This is a genomic window from Streptomyces sp. NRRL F-5755 (assembly GCF_001279365.1).
Classification (GTDB): Bacteria; Actinomycetota; Actinomycetes; order Streptomycetales; family Streptomycetaceae; genus Streptomyces; species Streptomyces rimosus.
In genome coordinates, this window is the sequence record NZ_LGCW01000256.1 from 43,805 (window position 1) to 68,059 (window position 24,255).

General features: G+C 71.7%; 17 protein-coding genes. 6 read left to right on the forward strand and 11 right to left on the reverse strand.

Features of this window, described 5'->3' with window-relative positions:
- Window positions 1–10: 10 nt before the first annotated feature.
- From ADK86_RS20395 to ADK86_RS20420, 5 genes are all read right to left on the reverse strand, one after another.
- A complete protein-coding gene (locus ADK86_RS20395) occupies window positions 11–682 on the reverse strand; it encodes a FadR/GntR family transcriptional regulator (protein WP_053697838.1) in 672 nt (223 codons plus the stop codon).
- Window positions 683–799: 117 nt separating this feature from the next.
- The gene (locus ADK86_RS20400) at window positions 800–2,128 is read right to left on the reverse strand and encodes an amidohydrolase (protein WP_053697839.1); all 1,329 of its coding nucleotides are present in this window, start codon (window positions 2,126–2,128) and stop codon (window positions 800–802) included.
- Window positions 2,125–2,883 carry a nucleoside phosphorylase gene (locus ADK86_RS20405; RefSeq protein ID WP_030376271.1) on the reverse strand — a complete coding sequence of 253 codons (759 nt, stop codon included), beginning with the start codon at window positions 2,881–2,883 and terminating at the stop codon, window positions 2,125–2,127. The genes ADK86_RS20400 and ADK86_RS20405 overlap by 4 nt, the downstream gene beginning before the upstream one ends.
- A 552-nt stretch (window positions 2,884–3,435) precedes the next feature.
- On the reverse strand, window positions 3,436–4,797 hold the full coding sequence (gene mtnC / locus ADK86_RS45225; RefSeq protein ID WP_078952139.1) for an acireductone synthase: 1,362 nt from the start codon (window positions 4,795–4,797) through the stop codon (window positions 3,436–3,438).
- A complete protein-coding gene (locus ADK86_RS20420) occupies window positions 4,794–5,390 on the reverse strand; it encodes a 1,2-dihydroxy-3-keto-5-methylthiopentene dioxygenase (protein ID WP_053697840.1) in 597 nt (198 codons plus the stop codon). Before ADK86_RS20420 ends, mtnC begins: the two co-directional genes overlap by 4 nt.
- A gap of 216 nt (window positions 5,391–5,606) precedes the next feature.
- Between ADK86_RS20420 and ADK86_RS20425 the strand changes: the two genes are divergently transcribed.
- The gene (locus ADK86_RS20425) at window positions 5,607–7,103 is read left to right on the forward strand and encodes a GMC family oxidoreductase (protein WP_053697841.1); all 1,497 of its coding nucleotides are present in this window, start codon (window positions 5,607–5,609) and stop codon (window positions 7,101–7,103) included.
- A 74-nt stretch (window positions 7,104–7,177) separates the two neighbouring features.
- Here ADK86_RS20425 and ADK86_RS20430 read toward each other — a convergent pair whose 3' ends face one another.
- The 4 genes from ADK86_RS20430 to ADK86_RS20445 all read right to left on the reverse strand — a co-directional run bounded on the left by ADK86_RS20430 (window position 7,178) and on the right by ADK86_RS20445 (window position 12,174).
- Window positions 7,178–8,788, reverse strand: coding sequence for a glycerol-3-phosphate dehydrogenase/oxidase (locus ADK86_RS20430; RefSeq protein ID WP_003981589.1), 1,611 nt, complete (start codon window positions 8,786–8,788; stop codon window positions 7,178–7,180).
- 12 nt (window positions 8,789–8,800) lie between these two features.
- Window positions 8,801–10,342: a glycerol kinase GlpK gene (gene glpK / locus ADK86_RS20435; protein ID WP_053697842.1), complete on the reverse strand. Its 1,542-nt coding sequence runs from the start codon at window positions 10,340–10,342 to the stop codon at window positions 8,801–8,803.
- Window positions 10,343–10,384: 42 nt separating this feature from the next.
- Window positions 10,385–11,173, reverse strand: coding sequence for an MIP/aquaporin family protein (locus ADK86_RS20440; RefSeq protein WP_030595946.1), 789 nt, complete (start codon window positions 11,171–11,173; stop codon window positions 10,385–10,387).
- Window positions 11,174–11,400: 227 nt separating this feature from the next.
- On the reverse strand, window positions 11,401–12,174 hold the full coding sequence (locus ADK86_RS20445; protein ID WP_003981592.1) for an IclR family transcriptional regulator: 774 nt from the start codon (window positions 12,172–12,174) through the stop codon (window positions 11,401–11,403).
- A 269-nt stretch (window positions 12,175–12,443) separates the two neighbouring features.
- Between ADK86_RS20445 and metH the strand changes: the two genes are divergently transcribed.
- From metH to ADK86_RS20465, 4 genes are all read left to right on the forward strand, one after another.
- Entirely contained in the window at window positions 12,444–15,953 is a 3,510-nt protein-coding gene (gene metH, locus ADK86_RS20450) for a methionine synthase (RefSeq protein ID WP_053697843.1), read from the forward strand.
- Window positions 15,954–16,113: 160 nt separating this feature from the next.
- The gene (locus tag ADK86_RS20455) at window positions 16,114–16,815 is read left to right on the forward strand and encodes an HAD family hydrolase (protein ID WP_053697844.1); all 702 of its coding nucleotides are present in this window, start codon (window positions 16,114–16,116) and stop codon (window positions 16,813–16,815) included.
- A gap of 373 nt (window positions 16,816–17,188) precedes the next feature.
- The gene (locus ADK86_RS20460) at window positions 17,189–18,799 is read left to right on the forward strand and encodes an ABC transporter substrate-binding protein (protein WP_053697845.1); all 1,611 of its coding nucleotides are present in this window, start codon (window positions 17,189–17,191) and stop codon (window positions 18,797–18,799) included.
- A 159-nt stretch (window positions 18,800–18,958) separates the two neighbouring features.
- The gene (locus ADK86_RS20465; RefSeq protein WP_053697846.1) at window positions 18,959–20,551 is read left to right on the forward strand and encodes an ABC transporter substrate-binding protein; all 1,593 of its coding nucleotides are present in this window, start codon (window positions 18,959–18,961) and stop codon (window positions 20,549–20,551) included.
- A 117-nt stretch (window positions 20,552–20,668) separates the two neighbouring features.
- Here the strand turns inward: ADK86_RS20465 and ADK86_RS20470 are convergent, their stop codons facing one another.
- Both ADK86_RS20470 and ADK86_RS20475 read right to left on the reverse strand, forming a co-directional pair.
- Window positions 20,669–21,340, reverse strand: coding sequence for a response regulator (locus tag ADK86_RS20470; RefSeq protein ID WP_003981597.1), 672 nt, complete (start codon window positions 21,338–21,340; stop codon window positions 20,669–20,671).
- A gap of 13 nt (window positions 21,341–21,353) precedes the next feature.
- Window positions 21,354–22,523, reverse strand: coding sequence for a RecB family exonuclease (locus tag ADK86_RS20475; protein WP_234345948.1), 1,170 nt, complete (start codon window positions 22,521–22,523; stop codon window positions 21,354–21,356).
- Window positions 22,524–22,715: 192 nt separating this feature from the next.
- Between ADK86_RS20475 and ADK86_RS20480 the strand changes: the two genes are divergently transcribed.
- Complete coding sequence (locus ADK86_RS20480) at window positions 22,716–24,026, forward strand: site-2 protease family protein (RefSeq protein ID WP_053697847.1); 1,311 nt, start codon at window positions 22,716–22,718, stop codon at window positions 24,024–24,026.
- Window positions 24,027–24,255: the final 229 nt, after the last annotated feature.

A 24,255-nucleotide genomic window follows, 5' to 3' on the forward strand; every position in this document is an offset into this window, starting at 1 on the left:
GCGCCCCTCCTCACAGCGTCGAGCGCAGCCACTGCTCCACGCTGGCGATGTGCACCGTCGCCCAGGACCGTGCCGCCTCCGCGTCCCGGTCGCGGAGGGCGCCGAGGATCGCCCGGTGCTCGGTGAGGGTGCGGCTCACCGCGTCCTTCTGGGTCAGGCCGCGCCAGACGCGGGCCCGGGTCGTCGGCCCGGACAGGCCGTCGAGCAGGGAGCACAGCACCGTGTTGCCGGCCGCGGCCACGATCCGGCGGTGGAACTCCAGGTCGCGGGCGACCAGTTCCTCCACCGCCGGGTGCGGGCCGAGTGCGTCCAACTGGCGTGCCAGTTCGTCCAGTTCGGACGTCGCGATCCGGCCGGTGGCCATCGCGGTGGCGGCCGGTTCCAGGATGCGGCGTACGGCCAGGAACTCCAGGACCGTGTCGTCGCGGTGGAAGTCCACCACGAAGCTCAGCGCCTCCAGGAGGAGTTTCGGGTCCAGGCTGGTGACGTAGGTGCCGTCGCCCTGCCGTACGTCCAGGATGCGGATCAGCGACAGGGCGCGCACCGCCTCGCGCAGCGAGTTGCGGGACAGCCCCAGGTCGGCGGCGAGTTCGCTCTCCTTGGGCAGCCGGTCGCCGGGCCGCAGCGCGCCGGAGACGATCATCGACTTGATCTTCTCTATGGCCTCGTCCGTGACCGCCATGCCCGGCCTCCCCGCTCGCGCCCGCCCGCCGGATCCCCGCAGACATCCGATGTCTGCGCCATTATGGCCACGGAAGCCTGGGGGCGGGGAGGGAGAGCGGGGAGTTGCCCGCCGTCCTCAGACGGACCGGACGACCGCCTCCGCCGCACCGGCAACGGCCGCCTCGTCCAGCGTCGTCAGCCGGCGGTCGCGCATCAGGACCCGGCCGTCGACGACCGTGTCCCGGACGTCGCCGGCCCGCGCCGAGTACGCCAGCGTCGACCACGGGTCGTGCCGCGGCACCAGATGCGGACCGCCCAGGTCCAGTACCGCCAGGTCCGCCCGCTTGCCCACCTCCAGCGAACCGAGGTGCCCGCCCAGGCCCAGCGCCCGCGCGCCCTCGATCGTCGCCATCCGTACGGCCTGCTCGGCGCCGACCGCCGTGGGGTCGCCGCCCGCCTTGTGGATCAGCGCCGCCATGCCCAGCGCCCCCACCATGTCCAGGGAGTTGGAGCTGACCGCGCCGTCTGTGCCCAGCCCGACCCGTACGCCCTGGCGCAGCAGCTCCGGGACCTGGGCGATGCCGCAGCCCAGCTTGAGGTTGGAGACCGGGCAGTGCGCGACGCCCGTACCGGTACGGGCCAGCGCCGCGATCTCGGTGTCGGTCAGCTCGACCGCGTGCGCCAGCAGCGTGTCCGGGCCCAGCAGGCCCAGCGACTCCAGCAGCTCCACCGGCCGCTTGCCGTACCGCTCGCGCACCGTGGCCACCTCGGCGGCGTTCTCCGCCGCGTGCAGGTGCAGCAGAGCGCCGTATTCCTTCGCCAGCGCCGCGATGTCCGTCAGCTGCCCGGCGTCCAGGGTGTAGGCGCTGTGCGCGAAGACCACCGGCCGGGTGCCGGGGGAGGGGCGGAGGCCGTCGAGGTGGCGGCGCGCCCAGTCCATCCGGTTCCCGTACGGCATCCGGTCGGGCGGCCCGGGTACGTCCATGAACGTCGGGCCGGACAGCAGCCGCCAGCCCGCGTCCCGCGCGGCCCGCTCGGCCGCCTCGTGGAACCAGTACATGTCCAGCGCGGTGGTCACCCCGCCCCGCACGCTCTCCGCGACGGCCAGCCGCAGGCCCGCGGTCACCGCCTCGGGGGACAGCAGCGCATTCTCGCGCGGCACCACCCTGCCCAGGAATTCCTGGAGGTCCACGTCGTCGGCGTGGCCGCGCAGCAGCGTCATCGCCAGGTGGGTGTGGGTGTTGACGAGGCCGGGGAGGACCAGGCAGCCGGTGGCGTCGATCTCCTCGGCCGCGCGGTGGGCGGCGCGCAGCGCGTCGGCCGGACCGACCGCGATGATCTCCCCGTCCCGTACGGCGACCGCGCCGTCGGGCACCACGGTGCCGGAGTCGTCGACGGTGAGGACCGTCCCGCCGTGCACCAGCAGGTCGGCGCCCACCGCTTCGGTGTTCCGTACGGTGCTCATCGGATCTCCTCCTCGGCCAGCGCCCGCAGCGCTTCCAGCGCGACGACGGCGCCGCGCGCCACGCCCTCCGCGACCACGTCCCGGTGCGGGTCGTAGCCGCCGGTGGCCGCCGCGTCGACCAGTTCGTCCGCGTTCGCCCCGTCGATCACCAGCACCGCGCCGGCCACCAGGCCGCGCAGCGAGGCCGTCACGAACAGCGCGGACGCCTCCATCTCGATCGCCGCCACGTCCGCCGCGGTGTACGCCGCGACCGGCAGCGGCAGCAGGCCCGGCTGGAACGCGGCGCGCGTCCACACCACCCCGCGGTGGTACGGCGCCCCGGCCTCCGCCGCCGCGCGCTGGAGCGCCAGCACCGCTTCCGGCGCGGCCACGGCCGGATACTCCGGCGGCACCAGCTGCTGCGTCACTCCGTCGTCACGCACCGCCGCCTCGGCGATCACCAGGTCACCGTCACCGACCCCGGCCCGTATCGCCCCCGCCGTACCGAAGCGCACGAAGGTCCGCACGCCCGCGTCCGCCAGCTCCTGAAACAGCAGCACCGCCCCGGGCGCGCCCACCCCGTGCGACGCGACGACCACCGGCACGCCCTTCCAGCTGCCGGTGAACGTCCGGTACTCGCGGTGGTACGAGATCTCCGCCGCCCCGTCGAGCAACTCGGCGACGGCCGCCGCCCGGGCCGGATCACCGACCACGACGGCCTGCGGCGGCAGCCCGCCGCGGGGGAGGCGGGCGATGGGGGACAGGTCTGGGGTCACGGGGCGGCTCCAGTGGCTCGCGCGGATGGCCCGGAAGACGGGCCAACGCGGACGGGACGGCGGTCCGTCCCAACCTACGGGCCGGGTGAGGCGTGCTTGCAATGTGGTCGGGGTGGTCCGCCGCAGTGGCCCGGTGTGCCCGTCGCCGGGAGCGGGAAGGGCCGCACCCCGTCCGGGGCACGGGCGCCCCCGGCCATCGGCGTTCAGACCCGTCCCGGCTCCATCGCCAGCGGACGGGGTGGCGATTCCGCCCCAACCTGCGGGCCGGGCTGCAATGTGGTCCGGGCGATCCGCCGCAGTGGCCGAGTGCGCCCATCGCCGCGAGCGGGAAAGCCGTCCCCGTTCGCGGCACGGGCGCCCGCCGCCAGGCCGCCGCCGTTCAGACCCGTCCCGGCTCCATCGCCAGCGGACGGGGTGGCGATTCCGCCCCAACCTGCGGGCCTGGCGGAGCGCGCCTGCAACGTGATCCGGGCGATCCGCCGCCGCGGCCCGGTGTGCCCGTCGCCGCGAGCGGGAAGGGCCGCCCCCGTCCAGGTCACGGGCCCCCGCCACTCACCCCCGCCCCGCCTCCATCTCCAACTCCAGCAACCATTGCACCACTTCGGCATGATGCCGAGCCTGGAGCAGGTCCGCTCCCCACACATACAGACCGTGTCCGGCGACGATCACGGCGGGCATCCGTGGATCCCGGGCCGCCTCCAGCCGGTCTCCGAGTACGGTCATGTCCTGGCTGTTGGTGAGGACCGGCAGGCGCGCCGCGGTCCCTTCCGCCGGCAGCCCCAGGCCCTTGAGCATCTCCAGATCGCGGAAGACGATTCCGCCCGGCCGGCGCCGTGCCATCGCCACCGCCGCGACCGTGTGGACGTGTACTACCGCGCCCGCGCCGGTCAGCCGTGCCACCCGCGCGTGCAGCCCGGCCTCCGCCGACGGCCGCCCGGCCGCCGTGCCCGGGACGGCGGCGCCAGCGCCGTCCACCAGCACCACGTCGTCGGCGGTCAGCTCGCCCTTGTCCCGTCCGCTCGCGGTCACCGCCAGCCGCAGCGGATCGCGGGTCAGCACGACCGACAGGTTGCCGGACGTGCCGCGCATCCAGCCGAACGACGCGAACCGCGCAGCCTCGGTCGCCAGCCGGGCCCCGGCCTGCCGTACCTCCTCGTCGCCTACGCCCGGCTCCGCGCCGCTCCCGGCACCGGCACCCGTCGTACCCGTCCCGATCTCCAGCTCCGCGAACGACGCCACCTCGGGATGGTCGCCCACCCCGCTCTCGTAGTACGGCTCGCCGGGCCGCCGCACCCCGGCCGTGCGCCACCCCGCCGCGCGCGCCGCGTCCAGTTCCCCGGGCCGGTCGGACAGGAACAGCACCCGGTCCGGCGCGGCCCCGAGGTCGGCGGCGATCGCCTCGTAGGAGGCGGTCACCAGCTTGGGGCCGGCGTTCTCCGTGTCGTAGAACCGGTCGGCCAGCATCCGCAGATCGCCCTCGGGGCTGTGCCCGAACCACGCCCGCTGCGCGGCCACCGAGCCCGACGAGTACACGTGCAGCCGGATGCCCGCCGCGTGCCATGCGCGCAGCCGGGGCACCGTGTCCGGGTAGAAGTGCGAGACCAGCTCCCCGTTCGCGAAGCCCTCGGCCCACACGATGCCCTGGAGTGTCTTCAGGGGCGTGACCTTGCGGTCCTCGTCCAGCCAGGCGCCGAGCGCCCGCTCGATCCGCGCGGCGTCGGCGCCCGGCTCGGCCAGCAGCTCCCGGATCTGCGCGACGGCCCGCCGTACCGCCGGCTCCTCGGCCCGCTCGGCCAGCAGCCGCCCGAACCGCTTGCGGGAGTACGGGTACAGCTCGTCCACCACGAAGCCGGTCGCGCTCGTGGTGCCCTCGATGTCGAGCACCACGTGGTCCACGTCGAAGGTGTGGTTCACGCCGTGCCCCGTTCCGCCCGCCCGGCCATGAGCGTGTCGAAGTCCGGGAACCGCAGCGCGATGTCGTCCCCGGTGAACGTGCCGACCCAGCCGTCCTCCTCGTGGAAGAAGCGGATGGCGGTGAACGACGGCCGGGTGCCCATGTCGAACCAGTGGGTGGTGCCCCGCGGCACGCCCAGCAGATCGCCCTCCTCGCACAGCACGGCGTGCACCTCGCCGCCCGTGTGCAGGTAGAACACCCCGGCCCCGGCGACGAAGAACCGCACCTCGTCGTCGTCCTCGTGGGTGTGCTCGGCGAGGAACTTCTGCCGCGCCGCGCGCGCCGTCTCCGCCCAGCCGGGGGCCTCGCTCGGGTGCAGGGCCGCCACATCCACCGTCACGAACCCCTCCTCGGCGGTCAGCCGGTCGATCTCCGGCCGGTACGCCGCGAGGACGGCCGCGGGCTCCGCGTCCGGCGCCACGTCCGCGCGCAGCGGCCACTGCTCGTACCGCACCCCGGCGGGCGCCAGCGCCGCGGCGATCTCCGCGGGCTCGGACGTGCGCCGCAGCACGGTCCCGGGGCCGCTCTCCGGCCAGGTGGTCAGCAAGGTCATGGGAATCTCCAAGGTCGGTGACGGGTCGGGTCGGTGACGGGGATGGAGACACACGGGGGAGGCCACACGGGGCGGCCAGGCCCCTGTCCGGATGCTAGTCCGGCCGGGCCCGGGGGCCAGGGGGCCGTCCGGGGGACGTGTGTGATCCGCGCGCCGCGGGTACCTCAGGCAGCCGGAACTGTGAGCCGTACCAAGAGGGAGGCGAAAGCCCAGGTCATGGACGCATGGGATGTGATCGTCGTCGGCGCGGGCTCGGCCGGCGGCGTACTGGCCGACCGGCTGACCGAGGACCCCGCACGCTCCGTCCTGCTGCTGGAGGCCGGACCCGACTACGGCAGCTCGCCCGACGGGCTGCCCGACGACGTGGCCACCAGCCCCGCCGCTACCCACAGCCACGACTGGGGGTACGCCAGTGAGCCGGGCGCCCTCGGCCGGTCCGTGGGGCTGCCGCGCGGCAAGCTGGTGGGCGGCTCTTCGGCGATCAACTCCGCGATCGCGCTGCGCGGCCACCCGCAGGACTACGACGACTGGGCCGCCCAGGGCAACGAGGGCTGGTCGTTCGCCGGCTTCCTGCCCAGCCTGCGCCGCGTCGAACGGGACCTGGACCTCGCCACGCGCTGGCACGGCACGGACGGCCCGGTTCCCGTGGGGCGGTACGGGCCGGACGAGACCAACCGGTGGCAGCGCGCCTTCCACGACGCCTGCACCGCCCTCGGCCACCCGCCGGTCGAGGACCACAACGCCCCCGGCGCGTGCGGCGTGGGCCCGGTCCCGGTCAACCGGGTCGGCGGCGTCCGGCAGAGCACCGCGCTGACCTACCTCGCACGGGCCCGCGAGCGCGCCAACCTCACCGTGCGCGGCGATGTCCTCGTGGACCGGGTCGTCCTGCGCGACGGCCGCGCGGTGGGCGTCCAGCTGGCCGATCCGGCGCGTACGGTCCTGCCCGCCCGCCGCGTCGTGCTCGCCGCCGGCGCCTACGGCAGCCCGCCGATCCTGCTGCGCTCCGGCCTCGGCCCGGCCGCCCACCTGCGCGACCTCGGCATCCCGGTGGTGGCCGACCTGCCCGGCGTGGGGGAGAACCTGCGGGACCACCCCGCCGTCACCCTCACCTACGCCACGGACGCGCCGCCGCCCGGCCCCCGCGACCCGGTGCTGCAAACCTTTCTGACCTGCGACCTCAACTGCGGGGACGGCCCGGTCGACCTCCAGGTCTTCCCGTCGGGGCCGGAGGCCGGCGAGGACGGCAGCACGGTACTCACCTTCTGGGTCGCCCTGCTGAGGCCGTCCTCCTGCGGCCGGCTGTGGCTGCGCTCGGCGGACCCCCGGGACGCGCCGCGCATCGACGTCGGGTTCCTGAGCGATCCGGAGGACGGGCGGCGCATGGTGGCGGGCATGCGGCTGGCGCGTTCCCTCGCCCGTACGGCTCCGCTGTCCGGCCTGCTGGGCGAGGAGCGCGCGCCGGGCCCCGCCGTCACCACGGACGAACAGCTGGCTGAGGCGCTACGACAGGGGGTCAGTGGATATCAGCACGCCGCCGGAACCTGCCGGATGGGGCCGGCGGAGGACCCCGGCGCCGTGGTCTCCGCCACCGGCGCCGTCCACGGCGTCGAGGCCCTGGACGTCATCGACGCCTCCGTCATGCCGACGCTGCCCGCCGCCAACACCAACCTCACCACCATGGCCCTCGCCGAGCACTGCCTGCGGCTGCTCTGACAGCCGCGGACACGCCGGAGGGCGGCTCCCCGGGAAGGGGAGCCGCCCTCGTGACGGCAACGGGTGACGGAACGTCAGCCGCGCTGCTCCAGTATCGCCTTGGCCCGCGCCCGGACGTCCTCCGTGTCCAGGCCGCGGATGGTCAGCGTGGTGCGGCGGCGCAGCACGTCGTCCACCGTCTCCGCCCACTCGTGGTCCCGGGCGTAGACGACCTGGGCCCAGATCTCCGGCGCGTCCGGGTGGATGCGCTCGGCGAGGGCCGGGTCCTCGTTGGCCAGGCGCGCGATGTCGAAGGACAGCGAGCCGTAGTGGGTGGCCAGGTGACGGGCGGTCTCCGGCGCCATGCGCGGGCCGGGGGCCGAGCCGTCGACCAGCAGCCGGTGGGCCACCGCGTTCGGGTTGGCGATGCCCGGCAGCGGCAGCTTCTTCGGCAGCCGCGAGATCGGCTCCATGTCCTCGGCCAGCGGGTGGCCGGGCAGCGCCGCCAGCTTGTTCATGACCGTACGGCCGATGTGGCGGAACGTCGTCCACTTGCCGCCCGCGACGGACAGCATGCCGCCCGCGCCCTCGGTGACGACGGTCTCCCGCTTGGCCTTGGAGGTGTCGCCGGGGCCGCCCGGCAGCACCCGCAGGCCCGCGAAGGAGTACGTGATCAGGTCACGGGACAGCTGCTGGTCGCGGACGGAGAACGCCGCCTCGTCCAGGATCTGCGCGGTGTCCTTCTCGGTGACGCGGACGTCCGCCGGGTCGCCCTCGTACTCCTCGTCGGTCGTACCGAGCAGCAGCATGTCCTCCCAGGGGAGGGCGAAGGTGATGCGGTACTTGTCGATCGGGGTGGCCAGCGCCGCCTTCCAGGGGGAGGTGCGCTTGAGGACCAGGTGCGCGCCCTTGGACAGGCGGATGGAGGGCGCCGCGTTGGGGTTCTCCATCTTGCGCAGGTGGTCGACCCACGGGCCGGTCGCGTTCAGGACCAGGCGCGCGTTGACGCCGAACTCGGTGCCGTCGGTGCCGTCCTTCAGCTCCGCACCGGTGACCCGGCCCTGGGTGAAGCGCAGGCCGGTGACCTCGGCGTGGTTCAGCACGGTGGCGCCCGCGGCGACCGCCGCGCGGACCGTCATCAGGGCCATCCGCGCGTCGTTCATCTGGTCGTCGCCGTAGACGGCCACGGCCTTCAGGTTGTCCGTACGCAGCTCCGGCACGTCCCGCTGGGCCTTGGCCGGGCTGATGACGTGGCCGACGCCGTCACCGAAGGCGGACAGCGCCGAGTACGCGAAGACGCCCGCGCCCAGCTTGGCCGCGCCGTGCGGGCCGCCCTTGTAGACCGGCAGGTAGAAGGTCAGCGGGTTGGCGAGGTGGGGGGCCACCTCGCGCGAGACCGCGCGGCGCTCGAAGTGGTTCTCCGCCACCAGCTTGACCGCACCGGTCTGCAGGTAGCGCAGGCCGCCGTGCAGCAGCTTGGAGGAGGCGGAGGAGGTGGCGCCGGCGAAGTCGCCGGCGTCCACCAGCGCAACCCGCAGCCCCGACTGCGCGGCGTGCCAGGCGGTGGAGATGCCCAGGATGCCGCCGCCGATCACCAGGAGGTCGTACGTCGCCTTGGAAAGCCGCTCCCGAGTCTCGGCGCGGCTCGGGTTCGAACCGTCGGCCGGGTGCGTCCCGAGGGCCGGGACGCTCTGCAGGGTGCTCATGATTACTCCTCGTCAGCTCTCGTCGTCGATCCAGCCCATGGTCCGCTCGACGGCCTTGAGCCAGTTCTTGTACTCGCGGTCGCGGGTCTCCGCGTCCATGCGGGGGGTCCACTCGGCGGCCCGGCGCCAGTTGGCGCGCAGCGCGTCGGTGTCCGGCCAGAAGCCGACGGCCAGACCGGCGGCGTAGGCGGCGCCGAGGCAGGTCGTCTCGGCGACCATCGGGCGCACCACGGGCGCGTCCAGGAAGTCCGAGATGGTCTGCATCAGCAGGTTGTTGGAGGTCATGCCGCCGTCGACCTTCAGGGAGGTCAGGTCGACGCCGGAGTCCTTGGTCATGGCGTCGGTGATCTCGCGGGTCTGCCAGGCGGTGGCCTCAAGCACGGCGCGGGCGATGTGCGCCTTGGTGACGTAGCGGGTCAGGCCCGCGATGACACCGCGCGCGTCGGAGCGCCAGTAGGGGGCGAACAGGCCGGAGAAGGCCGGGACGAAGTACGCGCCGCCGTTGTCCTCGACGGTGGACGCCAGCGTCTCGATCTCCGCGGCCGAGTTGATCAGGCCCATCTGGTCGCGCATCCACTGCACCAGCGAACCGGTGACGGCGATCGAGCCCTCCAGCGCGTAGACCGGGGCCTGGTCGCCGATGCGGTAGCCGACCGTGGTCAGCAGCCCGTTGTAGGAGTTGACGGGCTCGTCACCGGTGTTCATCAGCATGAAGGTGCCGGTGCCGTACGTGGACTTGGCCTCGCCCTTGTCGTAACAGGTCTGGCCGAACAGCGCGGCCTGCTGGTCGCCCAGTGCCGAGGCGACCGGCACGCCGGCCAGCGCGCCGCCGGCGGCGGTGCCGTACACCTCGGCCGACGAGCGGATCTCCGGCAGCACCGCCGCCGGGATGTCGATGGAGTGCAGGATCTTCTCGTCCCACTCCAGCTTGCGCAGGTTCATCAGCAGGGTGCGCGAGGCGTTGGTGACGTCGGTGACGTGCACACCGCCCTCGGTGCCGCCGGTCAGGTTCCAGATGACCCAGGAGTCCATGGTGCCGAAGAGGATGTCGCCGGCCTCGGCGCGCTCGCGCAGGCCCTCGACGTTGTCCAGCAGCCAGCGGATCTTCGGGCCGGCGAAGTAGGAGGCCAGCGGCAGGCCGGTCTCGCGGCGGAAGCGGTCCTTGCCGACGTTGCGGCCCAGCTCGCGGCAGAGTGCGTCGGTACGGGTGTCCTGCCAGACGATGGCGTTGTGGACCGGCTCACCGGTGTGCTTGTCCCACATCAGCGTGGTCTCGCGCTGATTGGTGATGCCGATGGCCTTGACGTCCTTGGCGGTGATGCCGGCCTTCTCGACGGCGCCGGCCACGACCTGCTGGACGTTCTCCCAGATCTCCTTGGCGTCGTGCTCGACCCAGCCCGGCTTGGGGAAGATCTGTTCGTGCTCCTTCTGGTCGACCGACACGATGCGGCCGTCCTTGTCGAACACGATGCAGCGGCTGGACGTGGTGCCCTGGTCGATGGCCGCGATGAACGGGCCGTGGCCGTGCGAGGCGGTGCTGTGGTTGTCGCTCATGGGTGTCTGTGCTCCAAAAGTCTTCGGTGCGGGCGGCGCGGCTCAGGCGAACGCGAGGTTGTAGATACCACCGGCGATCGCGCCGCCGATCAGCGGACCGGCGACCGGGATCCAGGCGTATCCCCAGTCCGATCCGCCCTTGTTCGGCAGCGGAAGCAGCGAGTGGACGATACGCGGACCGAGGTCGCGGACCGGGTTGATCGCGTAGCCGGTCGGGCCGCCCAGCGACAGACCGATGCCGACGACCACGAAAGCGGTCAGCAGTGCTCCGACGACGCCGACGCCCTTGCCGTTGTCGCTGAGGCCCTGCGTGAGGATCGCCAGCACGAGCACGATGGTGGCGATGATCTCCGTGGTCAGGTTCTGCACCGCGTTGCGGATCTCGGGTCCGGTGGAGAAGATCCCGAGAACCGGGCCGGCCTTGGGGGCCGCCGCCTTGTCGACCATGCCTTCCTGGCCGCTCTGCTCGCCCACGATCTCGGGGTCGGTCAGATGGGCCTTGAAGTGGCCGTAGTACGCGAGCCACACGAGCACCGCACCGATCATGGCGCCGAAGAGCTCACCGGCGAAGTACACCGGCACGTCGCTCCACGGCGTACCGCCCTTGATCGCCAGGCCGACGGTGACCGCCGGGTTCAGATGGGCGCCGGACTTGGTCGCGATGTACGCGCCGGTCAGTACGGCGAAGCCCCACCCGAAGGTGATGGCCACCCAACCCGAGTTGAACGCCTTTGAGCGCTTGAGCGTGACGGCGGCGCAGACGCCACCGCCCAGCAGGATCAGAACAGCGGTACCGATGGTCTCGCTGATGAAGATGTCGGAGCTGGACACCCGCGACTCCTTTGTCCTTCGTCCAGGGGAAGGCGGACCCCGGGTCCCTCCGGTGGTCCGCGCCCTCCGAGAGGGCGTTGGTCGGCCTCCGGCACTGCCCACCATAACCAATATTGTCGTTAGGTGTTCGACAATGCCGACCGACGAACGGCAGTTTTCTTCACACCCAGCACCCCGTCAAGGGTCCTGTGACTGAAAACTTAGGTGAAGATATGGGACAAAAGCGGTCAGAATCGCCCTGCGCCCAGGTCACGGGAGACCGCACGTGCGCAATCCCTCACAGCCGCGACGATTTCCGGCCGCAGCTCACCCGGCTCACCGTCCCGGCAGACCCGCTCCACCGCGCCCGTCACACCCACCGCGCCCACCGGCATCCGCCGCCGGTCGTGGATGGGCGCGGCCACCGATGCCACGCCCTCCCAGGTCTCCTCCACATCGGCCGCCCAGCCCCGCGCCCTGGTCAGGTCCAGTACGCCTTCCAGCTCGTCCAGGGCGGTCACCGTGCGCGGCGTGAACGCCTGCCGCTCCGCCTCCGCCGCCTCGCTGTGCGCCACCGGGTCGTAGGCGGTCAGCACCTTGCCCAGCGCCGTGCTGTGCAGCGGGTGCATCGCGCCGACCTCCAGCACCTGGCGGCTGTCGTCGGGCCGGAAGACGTGGTGCACGATCAGCACGCCCTGCTGGTGCAGCACGCCCAGATAGACGCTCTCACCGCTGGAGCGCGCCAGGTCGTCCGTCCATACGAGCGCGCGGGCGCGCAGCTCGTGCACGTCCAGATAGCTGTTGCCGAGCCGCAGCAGCTCCGCGCCCAGCTGGTAGCGGCCCGAGGCGGGGTCCTGCTCGACGAAGCCCTCCTGCTGGAGCGTGCGCAGGATGCCGTGCGCGGTGCCCTTGGCCAGGCCCAGCGCGGAGGAGATGTCGGAGAGCCCCAGCCGCCGCTCACCGCCGGCCAGCAGCCGCAGCATCGCGGCGGCACGTTCCAGTGACTGGATGTTCCGTGCCATCGGGGGACCTCCGGGTCGAGCGGTGTGGAGCGGGTGGTGTGGTGCAGTGTTCAACAGCGCCGGACGGCTCGGGAGCCGGTTCGGCAATGCTGAACGATATCGGTGAATGCCGACCCTCCGGCAGTCGACCGAACCATGTCAATGATCTTGACCAAGTCCACGCCGTGGGACGGCAGAGCCCACAGCGGCGCCGCCCGCTACCCTGACCGGGTGCGCCTTCCACCGGAAGACGCAAAGCCGACAGCCGTCGCAACCAGGGGAGCACCTCCATGGCCTCGTACACGCCATCGTCCGCCAGCACATCCCGTACCACGGCCCTCCGCGAGGCCCTCGCCTCCCGCGTCGTGGTGGCCGACGGGGCGATGGGCACGATGCTCCAGGCGCAGGACCCGTCACTGGAGGACTTCCAGCAGCTGGAAGGCTGCAACGAGATCCTGAACCTCACCCGTCCGGACATCGTCCGATCGGTCCACGAGGCGTACTTCGCGGTCGGTGTCGACTGCGTCGAGACCAACACCTTCGGCGCCAACCACGCCGCCCTCGCCGAATACGACATTCCCGAACGGGTCTTCGAACTGTCCGAATCCGGCGCGCGCATCGCCCGCGAGGTCGCCGACGAGTTCACCGCCTCGACCGGGCAGCAGCGCTGGGTGCTCGGCTCCATGGGTCCCGGCACCAAGCTGCCGACCCTCGGCCACGTCGACTACGCCACGCTGCGCGACGCCTACCAGAAGAACGCCGAAGGCATGATCGCGGGCGGCGCCGACGCACTGCTCGTCGAGACCACCCAGGACCTGCTCCAGACCAAGGCCGCCATCCTCGGCGCCCGCCGAGCCCTGGACGCCACCGGCACCGACCTGCCGGTGATCTGCTCGGTGACCGTCGAGACCACCGGCACCATGCTGCTCGGCTCGGAGATCGGCGCCGCGCTGACCGCGCTGGAGCCGCTGGGCATCGACATGATCGGCCTGAACTGCGCCACCGGCCCCGCCGAGATGAGCGAGCACCTGCGCTACCTGGCCCGCAACGCCCGCGTACCGCTGTCGTGCATGCCGAACGCCGGTCTGCCCGTCCTCGGCAAGGACGGCGCGCACTACCCGCTGACCCCCGCCGAGCTGGCCGACGCCCAGGAGACCTTCGTCTCCGAGTACGGGCTCTCGCTCGTCGGCGGCTGCTGCGGCACCACCCCGGAGCACCTGCGCCAGGTCGTCGAGCGGGTACGGGGCGTGGCCCCCACCGAGCGCAGCCCGCGCCCCGAGCCCGGCGCCGCCTCGCTCTACCAGACCGTCCCGTTCCGCCAGGACACCTCCTACCTGGCCATCGGCGAGCGCACCAACGCCAACGGCTCCAAGAAGTTCCGCGAGGCCATGCTGGAGGGCCGCTGGGACGACTGCGTGGAGATGGCCCGCGACCAGATCCGCGAGGGCGCGCACATGCTCGACCTGTGCGTGGACTACGTCGGCCGGGACGGCGTCGCCGACATGCGGGAGCTGGCCGGCCGCTTCGCCACCGCCTCCACCCTGCCCATCGTGCTGGACTCCACCGAGGTCGACGTCATCCGGGCCGGCCTGGAGAAGCTGGGCGGCCGCGCCGTCATCAACTCCGTCAACTACGAGGACGGGGCCGGACCCGAGTCCCGCTTCGCCCGGGTCGCCGCGCTGGCCCGCGAGCACGGCGCGGCCCTGATGGCGCTGACCATCGACGAGGAGGGCCAGGCCCGTACCGCCGAGCACAAGGTCGCCATCGCCGAGCGGATCATCGACGACCTGACGTCCAACTGGGGCATCCGCGAGTCGGACATCCTCATCGACTGCCTGACCTTCACCATCTGCACCGGCCAGGAGGAGTCCCGCAAGGACGGCGTCAACACCATCGAGGCGATCCGCGAGCTGAAGCGGCGTCACCCCGACGTGCAGACCACGCTGGGCCTGTCCAACATCTCCTTCGGCCTCAACCCGGCCGCCCGCATCGTGCTGAACTCCGTCTTCCTGGACGAGTGCGTCAAGGCGGGCCTGGACTCGGCGATCGTGCACGCCTCCAAGATCCTGCCGATCGCGCGCCTGGAGGAGGAGCAGGTCAAGGTCGCCCTCGACCTGATCTACGACCGGCGCGCGGAGGGCTACGACCCGCTCCAGAAGCTCCTGGAGCTGTTCGAGGGCGCCACCGCCAAGTCCCTGAAGGCCGGCAAGGCCGAGGAACTGCTCGCGCTGCCCCTGGAGGAGCGCCTCCGGCGCCGCATCATCGACGGCGAGAAGAACGGCCTGGAAGCCGACCTGGACGCGGCGCTCGCCGAGCGCCCGGCCCTGGACATCGTCAACGACACGCTGCTGGAGGGCATGAAGGTCGTCGGCGAGCTGTTCGGCTCCGGCCAGATGCAGCTGCCGTTCGTGCTCCAGTCCGCCGAGGTCATGAAGACCGCGGTGGCCTACCTGGAGCCGCACATGGAGAAGTCCGACGCCGAGGGCAAGGGCACCATCGTGCTGGCGACGGTCCGCGGCGACGTGCACGACATCGGCAAGAACCTCGTCGACATCATCCTGTCCAACAACGGCTACAACGTCGTCAACCTCGGCATCAAGCAGCCCGTCTCGGCCATCCTGGAAGCCGCCGAGGAACACCGCGCCGACGTCATCGGCATGTCCGGCCTGCTGGTCAAGTCCACCGTGATCATGAAGGAGAACCTGGAGGAGCTCAACCAGCGCAAGATGGCGGCCGACTTCCCCGTCATCCTCGGCGGCGCCGCCCTGACCCGCGCCTACGTCGAGCAGGACCTCCACGAGATCTACGAGGGCGAGGTCCGCTACGCCCGCGACGCCTTCGAGGGCCTGCGCCTGATGGACGCCCTGATCGCCGTCAAGCGCGGCGTGCCCGGCGCCAGCCTGCCCGAGCTCAAGCAGCGCCGCGTGCCCAAGCGCGACGCGCAGATCGCCGAGCCGGAGCCGGAGGAGGGCACCGTCCGCTCCGACGTGGCCACCGACAACCCCGTCCCCGCCCCGCCCTTCTGGGGCACCCGCGTCGTCAAGGGCATCCAGCTCGCCGACTACGCCTCCTGGCTGGACGAGGGCGCCCTGTTCAAGGGGCAGTGGGGCCTCAAGCAGGCCCGTACGGGTGACGGCCCCTCGTACGAGGAACTGGTCGAGACCGAGGGACGCCCCCGGCTGCGCGGCTGGCTGGACAAGCTCCAGACCGAGAACCTCCTGGAGGCCGCCGTCGTCCACGGGTACTTCCCCTGCTACTCCAAGGGCGACGACCTGATCCTGCTCAACGAGGACGGCACCGAGCGCACCCGCTTCACCTTCCCGCGCCAGCGCCGCGGCCGGCGGCTGTGCCTGGCGGACTTCTTCCGGCCGGAGGAGTCCGGCGAGCGGGACGTGGTCGGCCTCCAGGTCGTCACCGTCGGCTCGAAGATCGGCGAGGCCACCGCCGAGCTGTTCGCCTCCGACTCCTACCGCGACTACCTGGAGCTGCACGGCCTGTCCGTCCAGCTCGCCGAGGCGCTGGCCGAGTACTGGCACGCCCGGGTCCGCGCCGAGCTGGGCTTCGGCGGCGAGGACCCGGCCGACGTCGAGGACATGTTCGCGCTGAAGTACCGCGGCGCCCGCTTCTCCCTCGGTTACGGGGCCTGCCCCGACCTGGAGGACCGCGCGAAGATCGCCGACCTGCTGCGGCCGGAACGCATCGGCGTCCAGCTCTCCGAGGAGTTCCAGCTGCACCCCGAGCAGTCCACCGACGCGATCGTCATCCACCACCCGGAGGCCAAGTACTTCAACGCACGGTGACGCCGGGGCCCGCGAAGACGCGGAAGTCACCGAGCGCACCGCGGGCCACCGCATGCAGACGTACACTGGTCGGTCCGGTAGCGGCCGGTCGTCCTCCCCGCGCGGGAGGGCGGCCGGCCCTTTCGTCCCTCCGGGGACGTTCGACTACGGAGGTGCACGGATGACCAGCAGCATCCCCGCGGTGGGCACGCGTACGGCCGACGGCGCCACCCTGCAGGCCGTCTTCCTCGACCTGGACGGCACCCTCGTCGACACCGAGGGCTTCTGGTGGGAGGCGGAGGCCGCGGTCTTCGCCGAGCTGGGCCACGTACTGGACGACCACCACCGCCAGGTCGTCGTCGGCGGGCCGATGACCCGCAGCGCCGCGTACCTGATCGGCGTGACCGGCGCCGACATCGCCCTGGACGAGCTGACGGTGCTGCTCAACGCGCGGTTCGCGGAGCGCATCGCGCGCGGTGTGCCGCTGATGCCCGGCGCCCTTCGGCTGCTGGCGGAACTGGCCGCGCACGGCGTGCCCACCGCCCTGGTCTCCGCCTCGCACCGCACCGTCATCGACCGGATGCTGCCCTCCCTGGGCCCCGAGCACTTCCACCTGACGCTGGCCGGCGACGACCTGCCCCGTACGAAGCCGCACCCGGACCCGTATCTGACCGCCGCCGCCCGGCTCGGGGTGGACCCGCGGCGCTGCGCCGTGGTGGAGGACACCGTCACCGGCGTGACGGCCGGGGAGGCGGCCGGCTGCCAGGTGGTCGCGGTGCCGTCGGTGAGCCCGATCGGCCCCGGCACCGCCCGTACCGTCGTCGGATCGCTCGAAGAAGTGGATCTCCCATTTCTGCGGTCCTTGATCACGGACGGCCGGTGACGCGAACACCGAGCGTGCCCGGCGAAAAGGGAAGAAACTGTGAGCAGCGGGCCGCTCATTTTCCGTGACGAATGCACTGGCCGAATTCACCCTCGGGAACTCCCCAATCCTGGAGTGACGTTTCTCACGCGTCAGCCCGTCGACAGTTCGGCCTGCGCTCGTTCCATGGGTGCTTTCTCCCGGTTTTCTTGGGGGTATGTGTCCGGATTGGTGGAGGCGCGTACGAATCGTTCCGGCGTCCGGATATCGGTCACCCGGCGGCCGTTATCCGGGCGTGATATCCGTTCAACTTGGTTGTGTCCCGGACGCGCTGGCCGTTCCTACTAATGTCATCGCGAGCAACACCTCTGCGCTGATAAGGAACCTGCCGACGATGAATCGCAAGACCTTGGTGCTGCCGGCCCTGGCCGGTCTGCTCGTCCCCACGCTCGCCGCGTGCGGCAGCTCGGACGGCTCCGGCGACGGCGGCAAGCCGATCAAGGTCGGCACCACCGCCCAGCTGGAGGCCACCAAGGACGCGCCCGCCCCGCTCGACCCCGCCCAGGCGTACGACGTCGACGCGTGGAACGTGCTGCGCGGAACCCTGCAGACGCTGATGCGCCTGCCGCGCACCGGCACCGCGCCGGTGCCCGAGGCCGCCGAGTCGTGCGGATTCCGGGACACCCAGAGCGAGCAGTACCGCTGCAAACTCCGCGACGGTCTGAAGTTCACCAACGGACACGCGCTCACGTCCAAGGACGTGAAGTTCTCCATCGACCGGATGCTGGCCATCAAGTACGACCGCGGCCCGGTCTCCCTGGTGGACAACGTCGACAAGGTGGAGACCCCCAGCGAATCCGAGGTGGTCTTCCATCTGAAGAAGCCGGACGCCACGTTCCCGCAGAAGCTCGCCACCCCGGCGGCCGCCATCGTCGACAGCGAGGTCTACCCGAAGAACGGCCTCTACAAGGGCTTCGAGGTGGCCGGCTCCGGCCCGTACACCGTCAAGGTCGAACACAGCGGAGAGCGCGTCAGCAAGGCCGTCTTCACCAAGAATCCCGAGTACAAGGGCGGAATCGAGGTGAAGAACTCCACCGTCGAGATGAAGTTCTTCGACGGCTCCGAAGGCATGGAGAAGGCGCTGCGCAAGGGCGACATCGACCTGGTGAACCGCACCCTGGCGCCCGATCAGATCAAGGGCCTGGAGAACGCCCGCGACGAGCACGTCCGGCTGCAGGCGGTACCCGGCTCCGAGATCCGCTACCTCGCCTTCAACACCGACAACCCGTCGGTCTCCGACAAGGCCGTCCGGCAGGCCATGGCCCAGCTGATCAACCGCTCGGCGCTGGTACGCGACGTGTACTCCTACACCGGTGACCCGCTGTACTCCATGGTCCCCAAGGGCCTCACCGGTCACATCAATTCGTTCTTCACCAAGTACGGCAGCCCGAGCGTCCCCGCCGCCCGCAAGATCCTCCAGCAGGCGCACATCAGCACCCCGGTGAAGCTCACCCTCACGTACACCACGAACCACTACGGCTCCAGCACCGCCAAGGAGTTCAAGACCCTGCAGAGCCAGCTCAACCAGGGCGGCCTGTTCGACGTGAGCCTCAAGGGCGTCGACAGCTGGCAGCAGTTCCGCAAGGAACAGACCGAGGGCAAGTACGCCGCCTACGGCATGGGCTGGTTCGCCGACCTCCCGGACGCGGACAACTACATCGCGCCGTTCTTCGGCAAGGGGAACTTCCTCAACTCCCCGTACCGCAACCACAAGATCGAGTCCCAGCTGATCCCCGGCACCCGGCAGCAGACCGACCGCAACTCCGCCGCGGAGCAGTTCAAGCAGGCCCAGGACATCATCGCGGACGAGGTGCCGATCCTGCCGCTGTGGCAGGGCAAGCAGTACGTCGCCGCCCGCGATGACATCACCGGCGCCGAGTGGGCCCTGAACTCGTCCTCGGCGCTGCAGATCTGGGAGCTGGCCCGCGGAGTGAGCAGCAACTGACGACGATCTCCGGCCGGCGCCCCGGGCGCCGGGCGGCTGCCGCATCCGACGGCGCGCACCACCACAACCGATGACGGCATTCCCGCCGGCACCCGACTCCGGCACCCGCCGGCGCGGATCACATCGCTTGACCGCCATACGACTGTGAGGAACACGCACGTGAGGAAACGCGACCAGTGGCTGGCCGCACCGCTGGGGGCAGGGCTCGTCGCCGCCCTGCTCAGTGGCTGCGGAACGGGTGACGGCCAGAGCGCCGGGACCGGCAACCCGGTGGTGATGGGCATGACCGACAAGATCGTGTCCATCGACCCCGCAGGCGGTTACGACCCGGTCTCATGGGTGCTGTTCACCAATGTCTTCCAGTCGTTGCTCAGCTTCCCCAAGGGCAGCACGACCCCCGAGCCCGAGGCCGCCGAGTCCTGCGGCTTCGCCGGGGGCGGCAGCACGGTCTACAAGTGCACCCTCAAGGACGGCCTGAAGTTCAGCAACGGCCACGCGCTGACCTCCGAGGACGTCAAGTTCTCCTTCGACCGCATCAAGCGCATCAACGACAAGCGCGGCCCGGCCGTGATGTTCGCCGGCCTGGAGAAAGTCGAGGCCCCCGACGCCAAGACCGTCGTCTTCCGCCTCAAGAGCGCCGATGCGACCTTCCCCATGAAGATCGCCTCCGGGGCCGGCTCCATCGTCGACCACCGCGAGTACGCGGCCGACAAGCTGCGCACCGACAACAAGGCCGTCGGCTCCGGCGCCTACACCCTTCAGGACTACGACCCGAAGGAGGAGGCGGTCTTCGGCGTCAACGGCTCCTACCAGGGCCCCGCGAAGGTCAAGAACTCCGGCATGACGATGAAGTTCTTCAAGAGCCCCGACCAGCTGAAGAAGGCGGTCCAGGACGGCTCCATCGACCTGGCCTACCGCGGTCTGGACATGAAGGACATCGCCTCGCTGGAGCAGGCGACCGCCACCCAGAAGCACGGCATCCAGGTGGTCCAGGGCAACAGCGCCGAGGTCATGCACCTGGTGTTCAACATGCACGACCCGGTCGCCGGCAAGCTGGGCGTGCGCAAGGCCATCGCCCATCTCCTGGACCGCTCCACGCTGGTCCGGGATGTCTACAAGCGCACCGCCCAGCCGCTGTATTCGATCGTGCCCGCGGGTATCACCGGCCACAACACGGCCTTCTTCGCCAGCTACGGCGACCGGCCGCAGCCCGACAAGGCCGCCGCCGCGCTGCGCGAGGCCGGCTACGGCAGCGGCAAGAAGGTGCCGCTGACCCTGTGGGCCACCCCGGTGCGCTATGGGCCCGGCACCGTCCCGGCCTTCCAGGAGATCGCCCAGCAGCTCAACGCGAGCGGCCTTTTCGACGCCAAGGTCAAGAGCGTGCCGATCGACGAGTTCGAGAAGGGCGTCGAGGCCGGCAAGTACGGCGCGTATGTCAAGGGCTGGGTCCCCGACTACCCGGACCCGGACAACTTCACCCAGCCGTTCTTCGGCAAGGGCAACGTCCTGAACAACAACTACGATGCCAAGCGCATCACCGCCAAGCTGCTGCCCGGCACCGCGGGCCAGCCGGACCGGCAGGCCACCAAGCCCGCCTTCCGCGAGATGCAGGACATCGTCGCCGAGGACCTGCCCGTCATACCGATCTGGCAGGGCAAGCAGTACGCCGTCGCCGGCGAGAACATCGCCGGCCTCCAGTGGACGCTGGACGCCTCCACGGTCTTCCGCTTCTGGGAGATCAGCAAGGGGTGACACCCCCGGACGCACCAACGGCCCGGCCCGCCGCCGCTCCTCGGAGCGGGGCGGGCCGGGCCGTCGTGTGAGGTAAGGCGGGCCGTCGGCGCGGGGGCGCCCGTACGGCCGTACGGCTTACTGGGCGCCGGGGCGCACCAGGCCGCTCTCGTACGCGTACACCGCGGCCTGGACCCGGTCGCGCAGCCCCAGCTTCGTCAGCACATGCCCGACGTGCGTCTTGACCGTCGTCTCGCTCACGAACAGATCCGCGGCGATCTCCGCGTTCGACAGACCGCGCGCCACCAGCTTCAGCACCTCCACCTCACGCTCGGTGAGGGTGTGCAGCGTGTCCGGGACCGGCTCCTCGCCGGACGGCAGATGGCCCGCGTACTTGTCCAGCAGCCGGCGCGTGATGCTCGGCGCCAGCATCGCCTCGCCCGCCGCGACCACCCGGATCGCCTGCACCAGCTCCTGGGCCGGCGCGTCCTTCAGCAGAAAGCCGCTGGCCCCGGCGCGCAGCGCCTCGACGACGTACTCGTCCAGGTCGAACGTCGTCAGCACCAGCACCTTCGCCGGACCGTCCTTCGCCGGGCCGGTGATCTGCCGGGTCGCCTCGACCCCGTCCATCCGCGGCATCCGGATGTCCATCAGCACCACGTCGGGCTGCAGCGCCCGCACCTGCTCCAGTGCCTGCAGACCGTCCCCGGCCTCGCCGACGACCGCGAGATCCTGCTCGGCCTCCAGAATCATCCGGAAGCCGGTACGCAGCAGCGGCTGGTCGTCGACCAGCAGGACGCGGATTGCCACAGGAACTCCTTCGTTAGACCAGGCCCATTCTGCCCTGCCCCTCCCCGGGCCCCGCCACAGGGAGCTCCCGCCGCTGACCGGGCACCGGCAGCGGATACGGCGGGGGAGTGCCGCCGAATTCCGGGCACACCGCCTGGTGGTCGCACCAGCCGCACAGCTTCGTACGGCGCGGGCGCCAGTCGCCGGTCGCGGTCGCCCGCTGGATGGCGTCCCACAGCGCCAGCAGCTTGCGCTCCACACCGAGCAGATCCGCCTCGGTCGGGTCGTACGTCAGCACGTCGCCGCTGCCCAGGTACACCAGCTGGAGCCGGCGCGGCACGATGCCGCGCAGCCGCCACATCACCAGCGCGTAGAACTTCATCTGGAACAGCGGGCCGTCGGCGTACTCCGGACGGGGCGCCTTGCCGGTCTTGTAGTCGACGAGCCGCACCTCACCGGTCGGCGCCACGTCCACCCGGTCGATGAAGCCGCGCAGCTGGAGGCCCGAGTCGAGCACCGTCTCCACATACAGCTCGCGGTCGGCGGGCTCCAGACGGGTCGGATCCTCCAGCGTGAACCACCGCTCCACCAGCGCCTCGGCGTCCGCCAGCCAGGCCGCCAGCCGCTCGCCCGCCGGATCGTCCACGAACAGCTCGGCCAGCTCCGGCCGCTTCGCCAGCAGCTTTTCCCACTCGCCCGGCACCATCGCCCGCGCGCCGACCGCCGTACGCTGCGCCGCCGGGGCGTCGAAGAGGCGCTCCAGCACCGCGTGCACGACCGTGCCGCGCGTCGCCGCCGCACTCGGCTTCTCCGGCAGCTTGTCGATCACCCGGAAGCGGTACAGCAGCGGACACTGCATGAAGTCGCTCGCCCGCGACGGGGAGAGGGAGCGGGGGCGGGTGGCGGGGGAGGGGGGTGGTGTTTCCTTGGCTGCCGGGGCTGCCGGGGCTGCCGGGGCTGCCAGGGCTGCCGGGGCTGCCGGGGCTGCCGGGGCTGCCGGTGTGGCCGGTGTGGCCGGAGTCGTCGGGGTTGCCGGCGCGGCCGTGCCGGCCTCGTGGATCACCTCGGCCGTTCCGGTCCCGCGGGTCCCCTCGGCCTCACCGGCCGTCGCGACTCCGCCGGCCGCTCCGGCCCCGCCGGTGCCGTCCTGCCCGCCGTCCCCGCCCGCGGCGTCCGGCGCGGCCTTCTCGGTGCTCGTTCCCATGACATACGACCCTACGGCCCGCCACTGACAGCTCCGGCAACCGAGGGATCACAATGGGAGACCGAGACGGGGCGTCGCGGAGCGTTCCGCATACCATCGACGCCAGACCCCTTCGCCCTGCATGATCGACAGGCCGTACCGGACCGGAACCGGACGGACAGGAGCGAAGGCCGCAATCGACGAGGGGACACCGTGGACGAGAGTGGGAAGCCGCAGGACCCCGAGGAGTCCGCGCACCCCCAACCGCCCAACCCGCCCGGACCGTCCGACCCGGCCCGCGGCGCCGGCCGTACGCGGCCGTCCGGAAGCCGCCCCTCCCCGCAGCCGGCGCCCAAGAACCAGCCGGGGCGACGCACCGGCGGCGGCATCCTCATGGGCCGCCCCTTCGGCGTACCGGTCTACGTGGCGCCCAGCTGGTTCATCGTCGCCGCGCTGATCACCTGGGTCTTCGGCGGCCAGCTCGAACGGGTCCTGCCCGAGCTGGGCGCGGGCCGCTACCTGGTCTCGCTCTTCTTCGCCGTCGCCTTCTACGCGTCGGTACTCGTGCACGAGCTCGCGCACACCGTCGCCGCGCTGCGCTTCAAGCTCCCCGTGCGCCGCATCCAGCTCCAGTTCTTCGGCGGCGTCTCGGAGATCGAGAAGGAGTCCGAGACCCCCGGCCGCGAATTCGTCCTGGCCTTCGTGGGGCCGCTGCTCTCGCTCGTCCTGGCGGGGCTCTTCTACGGCGGCATGGAGCTGGTCGAGCCCGGCACCGTACCGGGCGTCCTGCTCGCCGGACTGATGATCTCCAACCTGATCGTCGCCGTCTTCAACCTGCTCCCCGGCCTGCCGCTGGACGGCGGGCGGATGCTCCGCGCCGTCGTGTGGAAGGTCACCGGCAAGCCGATGACCGGCACCGTCGCCGCCGCCTGGGTCGGCCGCGCACTCGCCGTCTCGGTTCTGATCGGACTGCCGCTGCTCACCCACACCGGTGCCCTGGGCAACGCTCCCACGGACCTGGGCGGCGCCGACTCGATCACCGACGCGCTGCTCGCCGCGATCCTCGCCGCGATCATCTGGACCGGCGCGGGCAACAGCCTGCGCATGGCCCGGCTGCGCGAACGCCTCCCGGACCTCCAGGCCCGTACGCTCACCCGGCGCGCCGTCCCCGTGGAGGCCGACACCCCGCTGTCCGAAGCGCTGCGCCGCGCCAACGACGCGGGCGCACGCGCCCTGGTCGTCGTGGACCGCGCGGGACGGCCCACCGCCGTCGTCCGCGAGACCGCCATCGTCGGCGTCCCCGAGCACCGCCGCCCCTGGGTCCCCGTCAGCGGCCTGGCGCAGGACCTCAAGGACGGCATGCGGGTCTCCGCCGAACTCGCCGGCGAAGACCTCCTGGACTACCTGCGCGCCACCCCCGCCACCGAGTACCTGGTGGTCGAGGAGACCGGCGAGATCTACGGCGTCCTGTCCACCGCGGACGTGGAGCGCGCGTTCGTGGCGGCCATGGCGCGTCCGTCCTGAGGACGCGGGTCCCGGCCCCCGCGGGGCTTCGGGCGCGCCACGCCTGGGTAAGCCCCCACCGGGGGGACGATCACCTGCGGACCTGTATGCGCGCGGATTTCCCCGGCCCCAGGCGCCGAGCACCCGGCCTACCCGGCCCCGGCCCCACCCGTCCGGCCCCAGCGCCGAGCACCCGGCCCACCCAGCCCCTCGCCCCACCCACGCCCCCACCCCGCCACCTGGTCCGAAC

Bases quoted from the DNA above. Each gene is read 5' to 3' on its own strand.
- ADK86_RS20395 (WP_053697838.1), bottom strand. From the start codon at position 682: ATGGCGGTCACGGACGAGGCCATAGAGAAGATCAAGTCGATGATCGTC.
- ADK86_RS20400 (WP_053697839.1), bottom strand. From the start codon at position 2,128: ATGAGCACCGTACGGAACACCGAAGCGGTGGGCGCCGACCTGCTGGTG.
- ADK86_RS20420 (WP_053697840.1), bottom strand. From the start codon at position 5,390: ATGACCTTGCTGACCACCTGGCCGGAGAGCGGCCCCGGGACCGTGCTG.
- ADK86_RS20425 (WP_053697841.1), top strand. From the start codon at position 5,607: ATGGACGCATGGGATGTGATCGTCGTCGGCGCGGGCTCGGCCGGCGGC.
- ADK86_RS20430 (WP_003981589.1), bottom strand. From the start codon at position 8,788: ATGAGCACCCTGCAGAGCGTCCCGGCCCTCGGGACGCACCCGGCCGAC.
- glpK (WP_053697842.1), bottom strand. From the start codon at position 10,342: ATGAGCGACAACCACAGCACCGCCTCGCACGGCCACGGCCCGTTCATC.
- ADK86_RS20445 (WP_003981592.1), bottom strand. From the start codon at position 12,174: ATGGCACGGAACATCCAGTCACTGGAACGTGCCGCCGCGATGCTGCGG.
- metH (WP_053697843.1), top strand. From the start codon at position 12,444: ATGGCCTCGTACACGCCATCGTCCGCCAGCACATCCCGTACCACGGCC.
- ADK86_RS20455 (WP_053697844.1), top strand. From the start codon at position 16,114: ATGACCAGCAGCATCCCCGCGGTGGGCACGCGTACGGCCGACGGCGCC.
- ADK86_RS20460 (WP_053697845.1), top strand. From the start codon at position 17,189: ATGAATCGCAAGACCTTGGTGCTGCCGGCCCTGGCCGGTCTGCTCGTC.
- ADK86_RS20475 (WP_234345948.1), bottom strand. From the start codon at position 22,523: ATGGGAACGAGCACCGAGAAGGCCGCGCCGGACGCCGCGGGCGGGGAC.